The organism is Vibrio sp. MED222, from assembly GCF_000153005.1.
Lineage (GTDB): Bacteria > Pseudomonadota > Gammaproteobacteria > Enterobacterales > Vibrionaceae > Vibrio > Vibrio tasmaniensis_A.
The window spans coordinates 215,651-235,061 of record NZ_CH902610.1 but is presented as its reverse complement, the minus strand read 5'-3'; the positions used below and the strand labels follow the sequence as shown (position 1 = coordinate 235,061).

The following is a 19,411-nucleotide window of genomic DNA, read 5'->3' as shown; positions in this document are numbered from 1 at the left end:
TTTGCTAACGGCAGCGCTTGTTATTCGAGCCGCTGTTATGAAATAGCAAAATCAAGACTCAACACATGGAGATTCAACATGGCTTACTTTTCACTAGCCTTCGGTACGGCAACCAAAAACCGCGACAATAAAATCATTGAAGCGTTCTTCCCTAACCCACTTCTAAACCCAAGCGACGCTCTTGTTGCGGCTGTTGGTGAAGTTGCAGGTTACACTGAAGGCAACCAAGCTATCGAAATCTCTGCAGCACAAAGCGCAGAACTCGCGAAAGCATTCGCAGCAAACGACGATGCAGCAAACGCATCTTTCGCAGAAAAAGCAGCAGCATCTGAGCAACCTCTTGTTCTTGTTGTTCTTGCGACTGACGAGAAGCCAGCATCAGTTGCTGAAGGCTTCCTTAAGCTGCAACTGATCTCTAACCGCCTAGTTCAACCACACGGTACGGTACTAGATGGTATCTTCGGTCTACTGCACAACATCGCATGGACTAACGAAGGCCCTATCGATCTTCCTGAGCTGGCTGAGCGTCAAATCGAAGCTCGCCTAGCGGGTCGTGCTCTGTCTGTAGATTGCGTAGACAAGTTCCCTAAAATGGTGGACTACGTAGTACCAACAGGCATTCGTATTGCTGACACTTCTCGTGTTCGTCTTGGCGCACACGTAGGCGAAGGCACAACAGTAATGCACGAAGGTTTCATCAACTTCAATGCTGGTACAACTGGCGTAAGCATGGTTGAAGGTCGTATCTCTGCAGGTGTGGTTGTAGGTAACGGTTCTGATATCGGCGGCGGCGCTTCTATCATGGGTACTCTGTCGGGTGGCGGTACTATGGTTATCTCTATCGGCGAAAACTGCCTACTAGGCGCAAATGCGGGTCTTGGTTTCCCAATGGGCGACCGTTGTACGGTTGAGTCAGGTCTTTACGTGACTGCGGGTACTAAGGTTCGCATGTTAGATAAAGAAGGCAACGAAGTAGAAATCATTAAAGCTCGTGACCTTGCTGGCGTTTCTGATCTTCTGTTCCGTCGTAACTCGATTACTGGCCAAATTGAATGTCTAGCGAACAAGTCAGCTGTTGAACTGAACAGCGAGCTACACAGCAACAACTAATCTACGCACTAGATGCTAAATTACTAGATACTAAAAAACACGAAGCCGCTGGAGGTAAATCCAGCGGCTTTTCTTTTATCTATATAAAACGGAAAGCGTTACACTTTCTCGGCAGCTAACTGCTCAAGCGCTTGAATAGAGGTTTCTGATACTAACGTACCATCCATGTAGTAACTGACCTTGTCGCCATCACGAACCCCCGTCAAAACGGCTTTCTGACCATCATTGTAGGTGATGTCCATACGAATCGTATTCTCATCGATTTGTTTCATCTCACCCCATTCGATCTGACGATTATTAAAGCCAAGTGGTGCATCTTTCAGTGAATCATCGAGGCTGTCGTTCACATCAATCATGGTATCGACTTTACTATCGAAGATATGAGGCGCGCCTGTGAGTGGGTTTTTCCCCGCCCAGAATTCGATCGAGTTAAACACGATGTAATCGGCTGCGAATGTTAAAGCGTAAACGGGAGCAAGCAAGAAGTTGACCCCAGCACGAGCGTAACGGTTATCTACAACCTCAACGTTGAACTTCATTAATTTCCCAGTAACGGCATTACTACCGACACACCCAGCTAACGACATGACAATCGCTGCCACTGCAACTGCTTTTGTGATTGTTGTTTTCATAGATCCCTCTTATGCCACGATGATTGATTCGGTTTTTGCATAGCCAAACAGCAGTCTTCCTGTTCACGTACAGAAATTCATGGCCTAACAAATTGATTCCATAACATTTAGCGTAGTGGAGTTTTTTAGAACAGCAAACTGCAAACGTTAATTGTTTCGCTCTGGTTCCTAAAGAGTTGCCAATAAAAAAGCGCAGACCTTTCAGTCTGCGCTTTTATTAGTTTTTAAAACTATTCGGTTTTGTGAACCAGATTAACCCACATTCTTACGTGCGTTTTGGAACATACGCATCCAAGCGCCATTCTCGCCCCAACCTTCTGGAGACCAAGAGTTAGCAACCGTACGGAATACACGCTCTGGGTGAGGCATCATGATAGTCACACGGCCATCCGTCGTTGTTAAACCAGTGATAGCATTTGGCGAACCGTTCGGGTTGTTCGGGTATTGCTGCGTTTGGTTACCGTTGTTGTCAACGTAACGTAGGGCAACTGTACCTGAGTTTTCAATCGCGTTTAGGTGGTCGTTGTCACGCACTTCTACGCGACCTTCACCGTGAGAAACAGCGATTGGCATACGAGAGCCTTCCATGCCATTGAAGAATACAGAATCAGACTTCTGAACTTCAACTAGGCTGAAACGTGCTTCAAAACGCTCAGATTCGTTGCGAACGAAACGTGGCCAGTACTCAGCACCAGGGATTAGCTCGCGCAGGTTAGACAGCATCTGACAACCGTTACACACACCTAGAGAGAAGGTATCTTCACGCTTGAAGAAGTTTTCAAACTGGTCACGCGTAGAGTCGTTAAACAGAACCGACTTAGCCCAACCTTCACCAGCGCCTAGTACGTCACCGTAAGAGAAACCACCACAAGCCACAAGGCCGTTGTACTCTTCCAGTACCGCTTGACCCGTTAGGATGTCGCTCATGTGAATATCAGTTGCTTCGAAGCCTGCACGGTCAAATGCGGCTGCCATTTCAACGTGAGAGTTAACACCCTGCTCACGTAGAATCGCCATTTTAGGCTTAGCGCCCGTGTTGATGTAAGGAGCAGCAATGTCTTCATTTACGTCAAAGCTTAGTTTCACGTTCAGACCTGGGTCTGAGTTGTCTTTCTTAGCTTCGTGCTCTTGGTCTGCACAGATTGGGTTATCACGTAGACCTTGCATCTTGTGCGTAGTTTCAGCCCAGATAGTACGTAGTTCAGTACGGTTACGTTGGATTACAACGTCTGCGCCCGACTTAATCACTACTTCGTCTGATGCTTCAACAGAACCAATTACGTGTGAACACGCTTCTAGGCCGTTTGCAGCAAGTGTAGAAAGTACTGCGTCTAGGTCATCGTTACGAACTTGGATTACCGCACCTAGCTCTTCGTTGAATAGTGCTGCTAGCGTATCTTCGCTGTTCTCTGATGCAGATAAAAGCGCTGCAATATCAGCGTTAACACCACAGTGACCTGCGAACGCCATTTCAGCTAGCGTTACGAATAGACCGCCATCGCCTTTATCGTGGTAAGCGACAACTTGGTCGTTCGCTACAAGTGCTTGAACGCCTTCGTAGAAACCTTTTAGTTGTGCTGCATTGTCTACGTCTGCTGGCTTGTCACCAAGCTGCTTGTAAACTTGCGCTAGTGCTGTAGCACCCATACGGTTTTTGCCGTTACCTAGGTCGATAAGAACTAGTGAAGTATCACCTTTGTCAGTGCGAAGCTGAGGCGTAATTGTCTTACGAACATCTTCAACACGTGCAAATGCAGTGATAACAAGAGATAGCGGAGACGTTACTTCTTTCTGCTCGCCGTTCTCTTCCCACTTAGTCTTCATCGACATTGAGTCTTTACCCACAGGGATAGTAAGACCCAGTGCCGGACATAGCTCTTCACCCACGGCTTTAACCGCTTCGTAAAGACCTGCATCTTCACCAGGGTGACCTGCTGGAGACATCCAGTTAGCTGACAATTTAATGTGTTTGATATCGCCGATGTTGGTCGCTGCGATGTTAGTGATTGCTTCACCAACCGCTAGACGAGCTGACGCGCCAAAGTCTAGAAGTGCTACTGGCGTACGCTCACCAAGAGACATCGCCTCACCGTGGTAAGAGTCGTAACTTGCTGCAGTTACTGCGCAGTTAGCAACTGGAACCTGCCATGGGCCAACCATTTGGTCACGAGCTACAAGGCCTGTTACCGAGCGGTCACCGATGGTGATAAGGAATGTTTTCTCTGCCACTGTTGGTAGGCGAAGAATACGGTCAACCGCTTCGTTTAGTTCGATACCAGAACGGTCAATCGCAGGATTGTTTGCTTTTAGCGTCTTCGCGTCACGGTGCATCTTAGGTGTTTTACCTAATAGGATGTCCATTGGCATGTCGATTGGCGTATTGTCGAAGTGTGAATCTTCTAGTTTCAGATCACGTTCTTCTGTTGCTTTACCAACCACTGCGTAAGGTGCGCGTTCACGTTTACAAATCGCGTCGAATGTTGCCATGTCTTTATCAGCAACCGCCATTACGTAACGCTCTTGAGATTCGTTACACCAGATCTCAAGTGGGCTCATGCCCGGCTCATCGTTTGGCACGTCACGTAGGTTAAAGATACCGCCACGCTCACCGTCGTCTACTAGCTCAGGAAGTGCATTAGAGATACCGCCCGCGCCTACATCGTGGATGAATGCGATCGGGTTCGCATCACCAAGCTGCCAACAACGGTCGATAACTTCCTGACAACGACGCTCCATCTCTGGGTTTTCACGTTGTACAGAAGCAAAATCTAAGTCTTCAGAAGAAGAACCAGAATCCATTGAAGATGCAGCACCGCCACCAAGGCCGATGTTCATCGCAGGACCACCAAGAACGATCAGGCTTGCACCTACTGGGATCTCTTTCTTCTGAACGTGATCATCACGAATGTTACCAAGACCACCAGCCAGCATGATTGGTTTGTGGTAACCACGTACTTCTTCACCTGCGTGAGAGTTTACTTTCTCTTCGTAAGTACGGAAGTAACCTAACAGGTTTGGACGACCAAATTCGTTGTTGAATGCTGCGCCACCAAGAGGACCTTCAAGCATGATATCCAGAGCAGTAACGATACGGCTTGGCTTACCAAAGTCAGTTTCCCAAGGTTGAACGAAGTTCGGGATCTTAAGGTTAGATACAGAGAAAGCAACCAGGCCCGCTTTTGGCTTACCGCCAATACCAGTTGCGCCTTCATCGCGGATTTCACCGCCTGAACCTGTTGATGCACCCGGCCATGGAGAGATTGCCGTTGGGTGGTTGTGCGTTTCAACTTTCATCAAGATATGTGTTTTTTCTTGGTGGTAGTTGTACTGGCGAGTTTCTGGATCTGGGAAGAAACGACCCACTTCAGAACCTGTCATTACCGCTGCGTTATCTTTATAAGCAGACAGAACGTGCTCTGGTGTCGTTTCAAAGGTGTTCTTAATCATCTTGAACAATGATTTTTCTTGCTTAACGCCATCGATAGTCCAATCAGCGTTAAAGATCTTGTGACGACAGTGCTCTGAGTTCGCTTGTGCAAACATCATTAGTTCGATGTCAGTCGGGTTACGACCTAGCTTCTCGGTGAAGCTTTCAAGAAGGTAATCGATCTCATCTTCTGCAAGTGCAAGACCTAGGGTAACGTTTGCTTTTTCAAGCGCTTTACGTCCGCCAGTTAATAGGTCAACTTCCGCATAAGGAGCAGGCTCAGCCACGGTAAATAGTGCCGCCGCTGATTCGAAGTCAGTGAAAACCACTTCCATCATACGGTCGTGCAGGATTGCTTTCAGCTCAACAAGTTGAAGCTCAGAAAGTTCAGCAGAGGTTTCAATGTAGAAAGCAGTACCGCGCTCTAGACGTGACACTTTAGCCAGTCCACAGTTGTGTGCGATATCTGTTGATTTTGAAGACCAAGGCGAGATAGTGCCCGGGCGTGGCGTTGCAAGCAGCAGTAAACCTTCAGGTTCATGCTCTTCAATCGTTGGACCGTAAGTCAGTAGCTTTTCTAGCTTCTCAACTTCAGACTCATCTAGGTCTGCCGTTAGATCAGCAAAGTGGGCAAACTCAGCGTAAATACCTGTTACAGGTAAGCTTAATTCACGACAAAGCTCTAAAAGCTTGTTAACACGAAACTCAGATAGAGCTGGGGAGCCACGCAAAATTCTCATGTGCTTAGGTCTCTTATGCAGTTGATTAAGGTAGTATTGGAATAAATTCAGTGGGTTATAGGAACAACCTAACTGTTTTCTTCGAAGCTATTCCCGAAGGTTGCCAAACCTATGCCGATTCCACCTCTTCAATGCGAGCGCATTATAAAGCATTTCTTTTTGTGACGTAACACCAAAAGCAACCGTTTGCGTTATTTTTTTTATCTTTATGCATAAATGGTACTTTTGCTGCATTTATCAGCACTTTTACAACTGTTTAAATAAACCTGCTTTGCCAGCCTTGCGGGGTTTGGTATAAAGGGGCTTCCACTTTTCGAGATTTCATTTTGATGCCTAAATTTACGCTCATCTTTTCGTCTAAGTTCCTTCTGCTTGCCATTGCCCTAGTAGGGTTGGCTGGATGCCAGATTGAGTCAGAACCTAAAAGTGTCCTTGAGCAGATACGAGAGCGAGGCGTTCTTCGCGTCGGCACCCTAAATAACCAACTCTCTTATTACATTGGTCCCGATGGCCCTGCTGGTTTGGATTACGAGTTAGCTCGTGAATTTGCGCAGGAACTTGGTGTACAGTTTGAGATTAAACCCGCTTACCGTTTATCCGGCCTCTTTCCAGCCTTAAAGAAAGGCGAGATCGATCTTATCGCGACAGGGTTAACGCAAAACAATAACCTGACACGCGCTTATCGCGCCGCGCCCGCCTATTACTATGTAAGCCAGCAAGTGGTGTATAAAAAAGGACAGTGGCGCCCAAGAAACCTTCAACAACTGATCAAGTTCGAGAATAAGCGTCAGGCTGATTTCGTAAAAGCACAAACTGAATCAGAAGAGCCGGCATCTACCGAAACATTGACGCCATCTTTGGTGGTAGTGAAGGACTCACATTTTGAGCCAACGCTAAAACAGATCCAGAACAAGCACGATGACTTTATCTACGATGCAATAGGTAATGCTGACATCAATGACCTGCTAAAAGAAGTGTCGACTGGTGAACGCTTGTTTACGGTAGCAGACTCGATTGAGTTGTCACTCGCACAGCGTTTGTACCCAGACGTCGCTTTGGCATTTGAGCTGACAGAAGACCAACCTATCTCTTGGTATTTACAGAAGTCTGAAGATGAAAGCCTTTATGCATTACTGATTGAGTTCTTTGGTAACCTAAAACAGTCTGGTGAACTGGCTTCACTGGAAGAAAAATACATCGGCCATATCGGCACTTTTGATTACGTTGATACTCGTGCATTTATCCGCGCATTGGATAGCAAGCTGCCAAAATGGTCGCCGCTATTTCAGAAATATTCTCAAGAATTTGACTGGCGCTTGATTGCCGCTTTAGCATACCAAGAGTCACACTGGAATCCTGTCGCACGCTCTCCAACCGGTGTTCGAGGCATGATGATGTTGACGCTACCAACCGCGAAGAGCGTTGGTGTAACCAATCGTCTCGATCCGAAACAGTCGGTACAAGGCGGTGTTGAATACCTGCGTCGTATCGTGAATCGAGTACCAGATTCAATCACCCAACACGAGAAGATCTGGTTTGCGCTTGCCTCATATAACGTAGGTTACGGGCACATGATGGATGCTCGTCGCTTAACCAAAGCACAAGGCGGTGATCCTGATGCTTGGGGTGATGTGAAAGACAGGCTTCCTCTGCTAAGACAGAAGAAGTACTACAGCAAAACTCGTTACGGGTATGCGCGTGGTGATGAAGCAAGGAATTACGTTGAGAACATTCGCCGTTATTATCAGAGCATTATTGGCCATGTAAATAAGCGTAATAAAGAGGAAGAAGCGAGCCTTGAAGGTTTGGTCGTTATCCCACCTCTAGAGGTATCAGATGCTGAATCAACAATCAGTGAAACTGAATCCGCAGTGAACGACGCTGAGTCTTCCAAATAAAAGAAAAAGAGCAATGCCATTTAGCATTGCTCTTTTTTATTGCATCACGATAAATGACCAAAACAAACAAAACGCCTGCGATATCCAGAGTGTCATATTGCAGTAACAATCGAACTTTATAACGTCACACCATAAGCGACATAATGCTCTGTTGCATTCAGCTCTTAGCCATCACGATAGTGGTTCAGAAAGCCAACGCTAAGTTCGTGGCAAAGCTTATAAGCAAATAACCACTATAATTAAAACTGAAGTCATACTTACAAAGCCAGACGACAAATAGGAAATCGTTGAAATGATGAAGAACAAACTGAAATCGAAACGCCTTGATAAGACCGTTGCTGCCAACCGTCGTAAGCGTATGCTTTCAAATAATAAGAAGAAGATCATTTGGCGCAACCGTGCTTTCATGCAGATGATTACTGAGTAAAAGTAATGACCAACTAAGTTTGCTTGGCACTCTTATGATTGAGAGTGCCGAAAGATCGCTGCTATTTTTTGTTACAGACCTTGTTCTTGTTACTGACCTTATTCTTATTACTTGCCTTGTCAGATTCTAAACGCTGCTCTTCCTGCAAACGCTCAAGCTTTCGCTTCTCTTTGATCTCTTTTCTACGGCGCTTAAAAAACGCCTGTAATTGTTCACGACACTCTTCCTCTAACAAACCATGCTCAACATCGGCATAGTGGTATGAGGCTTGGCTTTCAAAGAGATTCAATACCGTACCCGCCGCACCCGCTTTTAAGTCTGGAGCACCAAACACAATGCGCTTTACTCGGCTGTGTAATAAGGCACCCGCGCACATTGGGCAAGGTTCTAAGGTGACATACAAGGTGGTATCAAGTAAGCGATAGTTTTCCAAGGCTTGACCTGCTTTACGCAAGGTTTCGATTTCTGCATGTGCGGTTGCATCGTGGCAGCCAATCGAGCGGTTCCATCCTTCAGAGATAACCTCCCCATCTTTCACTAGAACAGCACCAACGGGAACCTCTCCCTCTTTTTCTGCTTGCTTAGCGACCTCGATGGCGCGTCGCATGAAGATTTCATCTTGAGGGCTGAATTGATGGTCTAACAAAGGGAGCTCCAGAAAACAAAGGATAAAAACGAAAATAGGTATGCGGTGAAGCATACCTAATCTTCGTGATAATGAACAATAAAGAGATAAGAGGCAATGAACAATCGCCGCTTACTGATTAGGCGGATCGCTAGCTATTGGCGCCTTCTATGTCATCGGCTATTTGCGTCGCTTTGATACTCACAATTCGATTGTTCTCAACAGAGATAACTTCAAACTGCCACTGCTGGTATTGAACAACTTCACCGGCATCAGGTAAGCGCCCTATTAACCAAGTCACTAGGCCATTCAACGTTTGGAAGCTCTCGCTTTCACCCTCAAAATCCGACAGCTCTAAGCGGTTTTTCAGTTCACTGATAGGAATCAATCCATCCACCAGCAATCCATCTTCCACTTGCTCTGTCCATAGGTCATTGGGGTTATTGGATAGCTCACCGGCAATCGCTTCAAGAATATCGTAATGAGTCACAAGGCCTTGAACATCGCCATATTCATCAACAATGAATGCCATCTCTGTACCCGACTCTTTAAAATAGCCAAGTAGACGTAAAGCCTTCATCGATTCAGGAACATAGATCGGAGAGCGAGATAGCCCCATGATCACTTGAATGTTTAAATTGCCCGCCTGATTCAATAAGGCTTTGGCTGACACCGTACCGACCACTTTATTGAGGTGGTCTTGGCACAATGGAAACACACTATGCTTTGAACTGCGCAGCTTTTTAAATATCTGCTCAACCGGTTGGCTAATATCCAGAAAGTCGACGTCTCGACGTGGCGTCATCAACGAGCTCACCAAACGGTCATCAAGCTGTAAGATATTGCGAATCATCTCTTGCTCGCCACGTTCAATCACACCAGATTCCGAGCCTTCTTTCACGAGTGCATGAATATCATCTTCCGTCACACTGTCTTCTTCGCCACCACGTCCCATTAACTTGAGAATACCTTCCGTAGAAGCAGACAACGCAAACACAAACGGCGTCGCAATTTTAGATAACCAGAAGATAGGCAGCGCGACTAGCACAGCAATGTTTTCAGCTTGAGATTGAGCAAAACGTTTTGGCACTAGCTCACCTACAACAATCGCGAAGTAAGTAATACCCACAACGACTACCGTGGTAGACAGGATATTCGCTTGTGTTGGATCGAGTCCCCACAGTTCAAGTTGAACGGCCAGTGGAGCAGAAAGCGTCGCCTCACCCACAATACCGCTGAGTAGACCGATTACCGTAATACCGATTTGAATGGTTGAAAGGAAGCGGGTTGGATTTTCTTTGAGCTCAAGAGCAACCTGAGCGGAGCGATGTTTTTCGGCTAAGCGTTTCAGCCGACTATTCTTTGCTGCTACCAGTGCAATCTCTGACATGGCAAACAGACCATTTAAAACAATTAACCCTACTAAAAGCAGAATCTTCATGTGGCTTGGATTTCCTAAATTTACCGGCCAACAATTAGCCGTAATCCGGAGTATAAGCTGAGTGCCTTTATTTTGAATATAAAAAGTTTTGGATATAGAAAGTTTGGGATATAAAAAGTCTTGGCTATAAAAATCTTGGATAAAAAAACAGAAAAAAATAGCAAAAAAAAGCCCGCACATTTCGGTGCGGGCTTAGCAATGAATAAAGCTTAATTTTGCTTAGTTCAATCTTACATTATGTAAGTGTAAGGAGCTTGGATACCTAGCGGGATACCAAGAGCCCAGTAACCTAGCAAGAAGATAGACCAACCGATTAGCATAGCAATCGAGAATGGCATCATTAGAGAAGCTAGAGTACCGATACCTGTCGACTTAACGTAACGTTGACAGTAAACAACAACCAGTGGGAAGAACACCATCAGTGGAGAGATGATGTTAGACACTGAATCGCCTACACGGTAAGCCGCTTGAGATAGCTCAGGAGAGATACCCACAACCATTAACATAGGAACTAAGATAGGACCAATAAGAGCCCACTTAGCTGAAGCTGAACCTACAAGAAGGTTAACTGAAGCCGTTAGTAGAATCATACCAACAACCGTTGCTTCACCAGGAAGATCCATTGCTTTCAAGCCTTCAGCACCGTAAAGCGCCAGCATAGTACCGATGTTTGATTGAGCAAATGCTGATAGGAACTGAGCACAGAAGAACGACATTACAATGTATGCGCCCATCGTTGCCATCGTCTCAGACATTGCTTTGATAACATCATTACTATTCTTGAAGGTACCCGCTACACGGCCGTAGACGATACCCGGAATAATAAACAGGATGAAGATCAGAGGAACGATAGACTTCATTACTGGTGCTGAGAACGCCGTTAGTTCGCCTTCTGGTGAACGAAGTGCTGAGTTTTCAGGCATTAGAGCCGCGATAAGCAGACCAATACCGGCAACCATTGCCCAACCAGCGAATTTGAATGCTTTAGATTCAATGGCTGTAAACGTACCTAGATCAGGTGCTTGTTCTGCATCTTCATCGACAGGCGTATTAGCAAGACGAGGCTCGATGATTTTCTCTGTAACGTACCAACCAATTGCCACAATTAGAATTGAAGACAAACCAGTAAAGAAGATGTTCGCTAGAGGGTTGATCACGTATGCAGGGTCAAGAACGTTTGCCGCTGTTTGAGTGAAACCTGCGAGTAGCGGGTCAATACCTGAAGGAATGAAGTTCGCTGAGAAACCACCTGATACACCAGCAAACGCTGCTGCAATACCCGCTAGAGGGTGACGACCCGCTGCGTGGAAGATGATACCGCCAAGAGGGATTACTAGAACGTAACCTGCATCTGCTGCTGTGTGAGACACGATAGCAACAAGAATTAGCATTGGCGTTAGCAACTTAGCTGGCGTGAAGTTAAGCATCTTCTTAAGGCCAGTCGTAATGAAGCCTGAAGAGTCAGCAACGCCAACACCTAGCATAGCAACAAGTACGATGCCTAGCGGTGCGAAGCCTGTGAACGTGGTAACCATATTCGCTAGGAAGCTAGCAAGCGCTTCACCAGTAAGTAGGTTGTTTACTTCAAGAGCAGCACCCGTTTGAGGGTTGATTAAGTCGAATGAAAGATTCGATAAAAGTGCAGATGCTACCCATACAATAACTAGAGCCCAGAAGAACAGAATTGCTGGATCTGGAATTTTGTTGCCGGCGCGTTCAATGAAGTTTAGAAAGCGGTCCATACCACTGATCTTCTCAGTCGATGGTGCTTTTTTTACGGCTTGGTTACTCATTGTAACTCCATATGTGATGTTGTTTGTTTAGGCCTAATATAAGTTTTGACCATGGCCTATTGGTACAGCACATATTCTATTAAAGTCGCTGTTAAAAAGCACAAGGTTCCACATCATTTTCCATAAATGGAGACATATTTTGCAAAAATACTGTACAACAGCAACAATATAAAAACACAAAAAACACCATTCCATATACAGAGTTTTAACTGGCACGTAAACAATGTCCGAGGAGTGAAAACTATCAGTAAAGGAGAAGCGTAGGGCTTGGCATGCAGTAAACGTTTGCTTAATAGATCAATCAAACTCACTGTATTTGGAGAGCATAGTTTCGAGGCGAATGCTTTGCGCACGGTTCATGCGATCTCGCCATGCAACAGTCACCGTAATGTTTTTCAAAGCGTGAGACAAGGCACCACTGGCATTTGTCACCTCACAGCTCATCGTATACCCAGAGTCCGACAAACCAGATAAAGGATCCGAACTTGTCGCATTGCGACAGTAGTCCGCTTGATTGAGATCCGTAAAAAGGATTAACCCTACAGCTCCCCCCACATCCGATACACGAGTTCGATAATACTCCATCTGCCTTTCAGCAAAATGAAGCGCTTCTACACTGTGCAACGCGTAATCCGATTTTTGTTCTGCATAGACCTGTAGCTTAACCAACCCTAGCGAAGCGATACCGATCAATAGAAAAGAGATCAGGACCTCTATCAAGCTAAAACCTGAATGTTTATAAGTCATTCCATGATCCCTTTTTCCATTTGGCTTTCAAAGGAACACTATGGGGGTTGTATTCGCCTGTGTAATCTAAGTTAATCGAACCTTGAATTGTCGATAACCCGCCAACTGAATCAAAGAACATCCCTCCCTTGGGAAAAAAAGAAGCAAATCCAATATAAACCGAATTGTTCTGCACTAAGCCGGCGATAGGTATCGTATTTGGAACTTTGGCCCATAAGCCGCTCAATAGGTCCGTATCAACATCAGGGGAGGCTGGTTCGTCGTATATGCTCATATCATTTAGGTGATAAAAGGAACCATCAAACACACTTGCATTACCGTTCGCAACGATGCCATCTTGAATCACTAATGAACGTGGAGTAATAACACCGGGGATAGGTTCTACCACATTAATTGGTGGGTGATAGACCACGCAATCACCGATCACCCACACCTTATCTCTGCCACTAGTAAAGGCGTTATTAATCGCTTGGCTACACTTATTACCTTGATACTTCCCGTTGAATAAATCAATGTGCTTGGGGGGAGATACAGTCCTGTCAATGAGGTCAATCACATGATAATCACGCTTAATCTGGTCAATATTTTCTGGCGTTTTAGATACCCCAAAGTAATTAGAGAAAGTATCGATGGCTGGGTCAAATTTGAAATCTGATTGAAAAGCATTTGAAGGCAATGACCCAACTGAATCAATGGTTGCATTGCGGTTAATATCGGTTGTCGGTTGGCAAGACTCAAAGGTAGGAAAAGGAGGGATACCGCCCGTAGGTGTGATTGTCTTCAAACGCCCGCCGCCTTGGTTTTTATAGATCACACTATCTAAGAACCGAACAGACACACATTCGTTAATACCACCGACCGCAGTAAGACTAATATCTGGGGTAATATCGATATTGTGATCAGAAATAAACTCCAAACTCGAATTGGTTTGCATCGCCCCTAGCCCCGACGAATTGTTAAAACTTATCTCTTTGTTGAGAGATAAATAGTGAGCACTCGACACCAATATATTCGGTGTTAGGTTATCTGATTTCAACGTAAGGACTTTCGACTGCTGACAGTGATTCATTAAATCATTGGGAATTGCCGTGAGATCATTTTCAGCTATATAGGTAAAACCACACTCCAACCCAGCCTCGGCGTTCCAATGAGCTTTGCGGACTTGAACTTCATTCTGCGCGACCTTAATTTGATGAAAAACACTGCGATAGGTGCCCAAAGTAACAATTAAAGCACTCAACACTAAAACAGATGTGATTAACAACGTAGCCACTCCAGCTTGCTGCTTTACCGAGGTCATTGCCAATTCCTTTGCTTAACGGTTATAGCGACGCCTTTAGAGATCCCAGCACTCGGAATTGACGCAACAATATTCAAATCAGTGAGCGTAGTGCTCACCCCATTTTTGCTCAACACTTGTGAGGATATTGATAAATCGTCGACGGAAATAATGCTATCGTCGAAAAGTGAGTAGCATGAGGTAACTTGATCATGGGCTAAAATGTTCCCTGGAGTAAGAACGCCCTTTTCACAAACTTTCAATCGAGTCCCCTCCTTTTTATACACGATATTCCTGTAATTTTTTCCGTCAGTTGATCCCTCTTTCAAATAGACGAACCCCACCTCAACACCACCGCTAACATGAATCGTATTAACGGCATCTAATAGCTTCAGGGACTCTCCATTTGAACCATCGTAGCCTGCTCGTTGAATATCTTCTTTCATTACCTGCATCGTGCTCGTAAGGTTTTGCAGCAGCAATAGCTCAATGCCTTTGTCTTTGGCTATTCTGTGCCCCGTCATAAATACGCTGCCGATAATAGCAATCGCGAATACACCAATAACGGAGGTGACCATCAGTTCAATGAGAGATGCGCCCTTTTGCTTTCGCAAGCTTCTGCTGCGGGCCTTAGCAAGCATAGTAACCATACTGAGCGCCTGATTCGCCGCACACTTTAATTCGCCCCGGAGGGCTAGATAGTTTAATCAAAAGCCGGTCGGTTGAAGCTCTTTTAGGAGCCAAGTAAATCGTACCTCTGGCAGGCCTTCCTCTTACACTTTCAAAGCTGATTTTTGAGCCTGTATAGTTATGAGAAAACGATAAATCTCGAAACGGTTCTCCCGACAACATCAGCAATGTATCACCAGACAGATCTTCCGTAGGCTTCAACCATACTGTCCACTCCCCCGTAGATTGCTCTTCATTTTTAGCCGTCGAGAAATGTACCCAGAGTTTTTGATTTCTTTTCACAGACTCAGACTTTGCCTGTACTAAGAAACCATTCAACTCCCCAGCAACGCGCTGTATCTTGACTGTTTGGGTGACTGAACTAAAACTCGGAGCAGCCGTCGCTACCAATATCGACAGTATCGACACCGTTATTAACAGCTCTAATAAAGTAAACCCGCGAGTCATTTCCCAAATTCCTATGTAATCAGGTGCGTAAGAATATTTAATCTTGCACCGATGCTACCACCCGAGAAAAATGGACAGGGTTATGAAAGGAAACTACTCGTGAAGATTCGAATAAAAAGATGTAACAACAACAATTTAAGTATGAAAGGAATGACACTGATCGAATTATTGATCGCTGTTGCCATTGTAGGAGTACTCAGTGCAATAGCTTATCCAAGCTACACAAGCCATGTTTTAAAATCGCATCGAATGACAGCGATAGGAGATATGGCAAAAATTCAACTTGAACTTGAGAGTGCTTACGCCGGAAATTATGCCACAGCTGCTGGAAACATAGTTTCGGGAGGGACGTGCTCGTTTTGCGATACCGATACAAGCAGGTACACACTAACAATTTCGGCTAGCAGTACCTCATACTCCATTCAAGCTGAACCACACGCACCACAGACAAATGATGACTGCTTAGACTCACCGACTGATATTCTGGAGCTACATCACTCAGGTGTTTCAGAGCCTCAAGCGTGTTGGAAGTAATGTAGAAATCAGGAACCGCGTAAAATCTGAAGCCAAAGGTATAACATCACTTTGAAAACACTATCTTCAGACACAAAAAAACCTGCTACATGAGCAGGTTTTATTTTTTATTAGTAACTTAAGCTACCAAATCACTGAACTGATTACTTAGTTAGGTCATCAAAGAAGTTTTTCACGCCGCTGAAGAAACCTTCAGATTTTGGCTTGTGCTTGCTTGCAGCTTCACCACAACATGTTTCTTCAAATTCGCGCAGTAGTTCTTTTTGACGAGAGCTTAGCTTAACCGGTGTTTCAACCACTAGTTTAACGATTAGGTCACCCACACCGCCGCCACGAACGCCTTTCACGCCTTTGCCACGCATACGGAACATACGGCCCGTTTGTGTCTCTTCTGGCACTTTAAGGTTTACACGGCCATCGAGTGTTGGAACTTCAACTTCACCACCTAAAGCAGCCATAGAGAAGCTTACTGGCACTTCGCAGTAAAGGTTGTTGCCGTCACGCTCAAAGATATTGTGCTCTTTTACGTGTACTTGTACGTACAAGTCGCCAGCTGGAGCGCCGTGCTCCCCTGCTTCGCCTTCGCCAGATAGACGAATGCGATCACCTGTATCAACACCTGCTGGGATCTTAACGTTAAGCGTTTTCGTCTTCTGTTTGCGACCTTGACCATGACATGAGTTACATGGATCTTTGATGATCTTGCCTTTACCATTACAAGTAGGACAAGTCTGTTGAACCGCAAAGAAACCTTGGCGCATTTGTACCTGACCGTGGCCATGACAAGTACCACACGTTTGTGCAGAAGAACCCGCTTTCGCGCCGCTACCATCACAAATGTCACATTCAACAAGTGTTGGTACTTCAATCTCTTTAGATACACCACGAACGGCTTCTTCTAGAGAAAGTTCCATGTTGTAACGCAAATCAGAACCACGTTGTGCACGCGCTTGACCACCACCACGACGACCGCCGCCGAAGATATCGCCAAATACGTCACCGAAGATATCGCCGAAGTCACCTTGGCCACCGCCGCCGTAACCGCCGCCACCCATGCCACCTTGTTCAAAAGCTGCGTGGCCGTATTGGTCGTAAGCTGCTTTCTTTTGAGCATCGGTTAGGATCTCGTACGCTACTTTTACTTCTTTAAATTTGTCTGCTGCGCTGTCATCACCCTGGTTACGGTCTGGGTGGAATTTCATCGCTAAGCGTTTGTACGCTTTTTTAATATCGCGCTCTGATGCATCGCGGCTTACGCCTAATACTTCGTAAAAATCACGTTTTGACATGTTCTAGGTCACCAAAATAATTGCTACTGCCGAATGATCACTTCAGCAGTCTGTGTATCAATCTAGATAAAAGTTCTGTCGGCTGAAACGCCGAATAAAGCTATTATCTAGATCGACAAGTCTAAATACAAATTTACGGGCGTGAGAGTTACCTCTGACGCCCGCAATAATAAGTCTTTGAGACAAATTTCTAAGCAGATAGCTTGAGTTCTAGGAGGAAGCGCGGAGCCTACGCTAGTAGGTGAGCACTTCCGACAACGAAATCAGGCTACTCTGCGACGAAATTATTTTTTGTCTTCTTTTACTTCTTCGAACTCAGCGTCTACCACATCGTCGTCTTGCTTAGGTTGTTCACCAGCGTCAGCACCAGCTTGTTCAGCTTGAGCTTTCTGTTGAGCAATTTCCATTAGCTTTTGAGCTGCTTGCATAAGTTCTTGAACTTTAGCGTCGATAGCTTCTTTGTCGTCACCAGACTTAACTGATTCTAGAGCTTCGATTGCTGCTTCGATTTTAGCTTTCTCGTCTGCAGGTAGAGCTTCACCAGCTTCTTCTACTTGCTTCTTAGTGCCGTGAATCATTTGGTCAGCTTGGTTACGTGCAGTTACTAGCTCTTCGAACTTCTTGTCAGCTTCTTTGTTAGCTTCTGCTTCTTGAACCATTGCTTCGATCTCTTCCTCAGACAAACCGCCTGATGCTTGGATAGTGATCTTCTGCTCTTTACCTGTCGCTTTATCTTTAGCAGATACGTTCAGGATACCATCAGCATCTAGGTCGAATGTTACTTCAACTTGTGGCATGCCACGTGGTGCAGGTTGGATACCTTCTAGGTTGAACTGACCAAGAGACTTGTTGTAAGTCGCTTGCTTACGCTCACCTTGAAGAACGTGGATAGTTACTGCGCTTTGGTTGTCTTCAGCTGTAGAGAACACTTGATCCGCTTTAGTAGGGATAGTTGTGTTTTTCTCGATAAGCTTAGTCATTACACCGCCCATCGTTTCGATACCGAAAGATAGAGGAGTAACGTCTAGAAGAAGAACGTCTTTAACTTCACCAGCTAGTACACCACCTTGAACAGCAGCACCCATTGCAACAGCTTCGTCAGGGTTCACGTCTTTACGTGGCTCTTTACCGAAGAATTCAGTTACTTTAGCTTGAACCATAGGCATACGAGTCTGACCACCCACTAGGATTACGTCAGTGATTTCGCCTACAGATAGGTCAGCATCTGCTAGAGCAACTTTTAGTGGCTCAAGAGAACGTTGAACTAGGTCTTCAACTAGAGACTCAAGCTTCGCACGAGTCACTTTGATGTTCATGTGCTTAGGACCAGTCGCATCAGCAGTAACGTAAGGTAGGTTTACGTCAGTTTGAGTAGTAGAAGAAAGCTCGATTTTCGCTTTTTCTGCTGCTTCTTTAACACGCTGCATTGCTAGTGGATCAGCTTTAAGGTCGATACCTTGCTCTTTCTTGAACTCATCTACTAGGTAGTTGATCATGCGGTTATCGAAATCTTCACCACCAAGGTGAGTATCACCGTTAGTTGAAAGAACTTCGAAAGTCTTCTCGCCTTCTACTTCATCGATTTCGATGATAGAGATATCGAATGTACCACCACCAAGGTCGTATACAGCGATAGTGCGATCACCACCTTGCTTGTCTAGGCCGTAAGCCAGAGCAGCAGCAGTAGGTTCGTTGATGATACGTTTAACATCTAGACCAGCGATACGGCCAGCATCTTTAGTTGCTTGACGTTGAGCATCGTTGAAGTAAGCAGGAACAGTTACTACTGCGCCAGTTACTTCTTCGCCTAGGAAGTCTTCAGCTGTTTTCTTCATTTTCTTAAGAACTTCAGCAGATACTTGAGGAGCAGCCATCTTTTGGCCTTGCGCTTCAACCCATGCATCACCGTTATCAGCTTTAACAATGTTAAAAGGCATGATTTCGATATCGCGTTGAACTTCTTCATCTTCAAAACGACGACCGATTAGACGCTTAATCGCGTATAGCGTGTTTTGAGGGTTAGTAACAGCTTGACGTTTCGCAGGTTGACCAACTAGCGTCTCGCCTTCAGTGTATGCGATTACCGATGCTGTTGTGCGTTCGCCTTCAGCATTTTCTAATACGCGTGGTTTGTCACCGTCAAGAACAGCAACACAAGAGTTAGTAGTACCTAAATCAATACCAATGATTCGACCCATCAGGCTTTCTCCGAATAAATTCTATTTAGTTTTTTGCTATACCCACTATGTGGGGGGTAGTAATCAGGGATTCAACCCTAATACACAAATTTAAGTGCAAATGTAATTTGCTTTCGTATGCACCATAGATAAGG

The 19,411-nt window shown here is 45.3% G+C and carries 15 protein-coding genes; 4 read left to right on the top strand and 11 right to left on the bottom strand.

Features of this window, described 5'->3' with window-relative positions:
• Positions 1-78 precede the first annotated feature (78 nt).
• Positions 79-1,110, top strand: a complete 1,032-nt coding sequence (dapD, locus tag MED222_RS03490) for a 2,3,4,5-tetrahydropyridine-2,6-dicarboxylate N-succinyltransferase (protein ID WP_009848346.1) — start codon at positions 79-81, stop codon at positions 1,108-1,110.
• 98 nt (positions 1,111-1,208) lie between these two features.
• Here dapD and MED222_RS03495 read toward each other — a convergent pair whose 3' ends face one another.
• Both MED222_RS03495 and purL read right to left on the bottom strand, forming a co-directional pair.
• Positions 1,209-1,742, bottom strand: a complete 534-nt coding sequence (locus MED222_RS03495; protein WP_009848345.1) for a DUF3332 domain-containing protein — start codon at positions 1,740-1,742, stop codon at positions 1,209-1,211.
• A gap of 252 nt (positions 1,743-1,994) precedes the next feature.
• Complete coding sequence (purL, locus tag MED222_RS03500; protein WP_009848344.1) at positions 1,995-5,909, bottom strand: phosphoribosylformylglycinamidine synthase; 3,915 nt, start codon at positions 5,907-5,909, stop codon at positions 1,995-1,997.
• 329 nt (positions 5,910-6,238) lie between these two features.
• On the opposite strand from purL, the gene mltF reads away from it, so the two are divergent.
• Together mltF and MED222_RS22755 are read left to right on the top strand one after the other, a co-directional pair.
• A complete protein-coding gene (mltF, locus tag MED222_RS03510) occupies positions 6,239-7,807 on the top strand; it encodes a membrane-bound lytic murein transglycosylase MltF (RefSeq protein WP_009848342.1) in 1,569 nt (522 codons plus the stop codon).
• Between the two features lie 292 nt (positions 7,808-8,099).
• Positions 8,100-8,234 (top strand): hypothetical protein, encoded by a 135-nt coding sequence (locus MED222_RS22755; protein WP_009848341.1) that lies wholly within the window; start codon positions 8,100-8,102, stop codon positions 8,232-8,234.
• A gap of 61 nt (positions 8,235-8,295) precedes the next feature.
• On the opposite strand, the gene tadA is transcribed toward MED222_RS22755, so the two are convergent.
• From tadA to MED222_RS03545, 7 genes are all read right to left on the bottom strand, one after another.
• The gene (gene tadA, locus MED222_RS03515; RefSeq protein ID WP_009848340.1) at positions 8,296-8,934 is read right to left on the bottom strand and encodes a tRNA adenosine(34) deaminase TadA; all 639 of its coding nucleotides are present in this window, start codon (positions 8,932-8,934) and stop codon (positions 8,296-8,298) included.
• Between the two features lie 76 nt (positions 8,935-9,010).
• Positions 9,011-10,300 (bottom strand): hemolysin family protein, encoded by a 1,290-nt coding sequence (locus MED222_RS03520; protein ID WP_009848339.1) that lies wholly within the window; start codon positions 10,298-10,300, stop codon positions 9,011-9,013.
• 230 nt (positions 10,301-10,530) lie between these two features.
• A complete protein-coding gene (locus tag MED222_RS03525; RefSeq protein WP_009848338.1) occupies positions 10,531-12,093 on the bottom strand; it encodes an AbgT family transporter in 1,563 nt (520 codons plus the stop codon).
• A gap of 297 nt (positions 12,094-12,390) precedes the next feature.
• Entirely contained in the window at positions 12,391-12,840 is a 450-nt protein-coding gene (locus tag MED222_RS03530) for a type IV pilus modification PilV family protein (protein ID WP_009848337.1), read from the bottom strand.
• Positions 12,830-14,140: a hypothetical protein gene (locus MED222_RS03535; protein WP_009848336.1), complete on the bottom strand. Its 1,311-nt coding sequence runs from the start codon at positions 14,138-14,140 to the stop codon at positions 12,830-12,832. The genes MED222_RS03530 and MED222_RS03535 overlap by 11 nt, the downstream gene beginning before the upstream one ends.
• Entirely contained in the window at positions 14,137-14,769 is a 633-nt protein-coding gene (locus MED222_RS03540) for a PilW family protein (RefSeq protein ID WP_009848335.1), read from the bottom strand. The genes MED222_RS03535 and MED222_RS03540 overlap by 4 nt, the downstream gene beginning before the upstream one ends.
• Positions 14,750-15,256, bottom strand: a complete 507-nt coding sequence (locus MED222_RS03545; RefSeq protein WP_009848334.1) for a GspH/FimT family pseudopilin — start codon at positions 15,254-15,256, stop codon at positions 14,750-14,752. The genes MED222_RS03540 and MED222_RS03545 overlap by 20 nt, the downstream gene beginning before the upstream one ends.
• Before the next feature lie 51 nt (positions 15,257-15,307).
• Between MED222_RS03545 and MED222_RS03550 the strand changes: the two genes are divergently transcribed.
• Complete coding sequence (locus MED222_RS03550; protein WP_009848333.1) at positions 15,308-15,790, top strand: type IV pilin protein; 483 nt, start codon at positions 15,308-15,310, stop codon at positions 15,788-15,790.
• A 143-nt stretch (positions 15,791-15,933) separates the two neighbouring features.
• Here the strand turns inward: MED222_RS03550 and dnaJ are convergent, their stop codons facing one another.
• Both dnaJ and dnaK read right to left on the bottom strand, forming a co-directional pair.
• The gene (gene dnaJ, locus MED222_RS03555; protein ID WP_009848332.1) at positions 15,934-17,079 is read right to left on the bottom strand and encodes a molecular chaperone DnaJ; all 1,146 of its coding nucleotides are present in this window, start codon (positions 17,077-17,079) and stop codon (positions 15,934-15,936) included.
• A 284-nt stretch (positions 17,080-17,363) separates the two neighbouring features.
• A complete protein-coding gene (gene dnaK, locus MED222_RS03560; RefSeq protein ID WP_009848331.1) occupies positions 17,364-19,277 on the bottom strand; it encodes a molecular chaperone DnaK in 1,914 nt (637 codons plus the stop codon).
• Positions 19,278-19,411 lie beyond the last annotated feature (134 nt).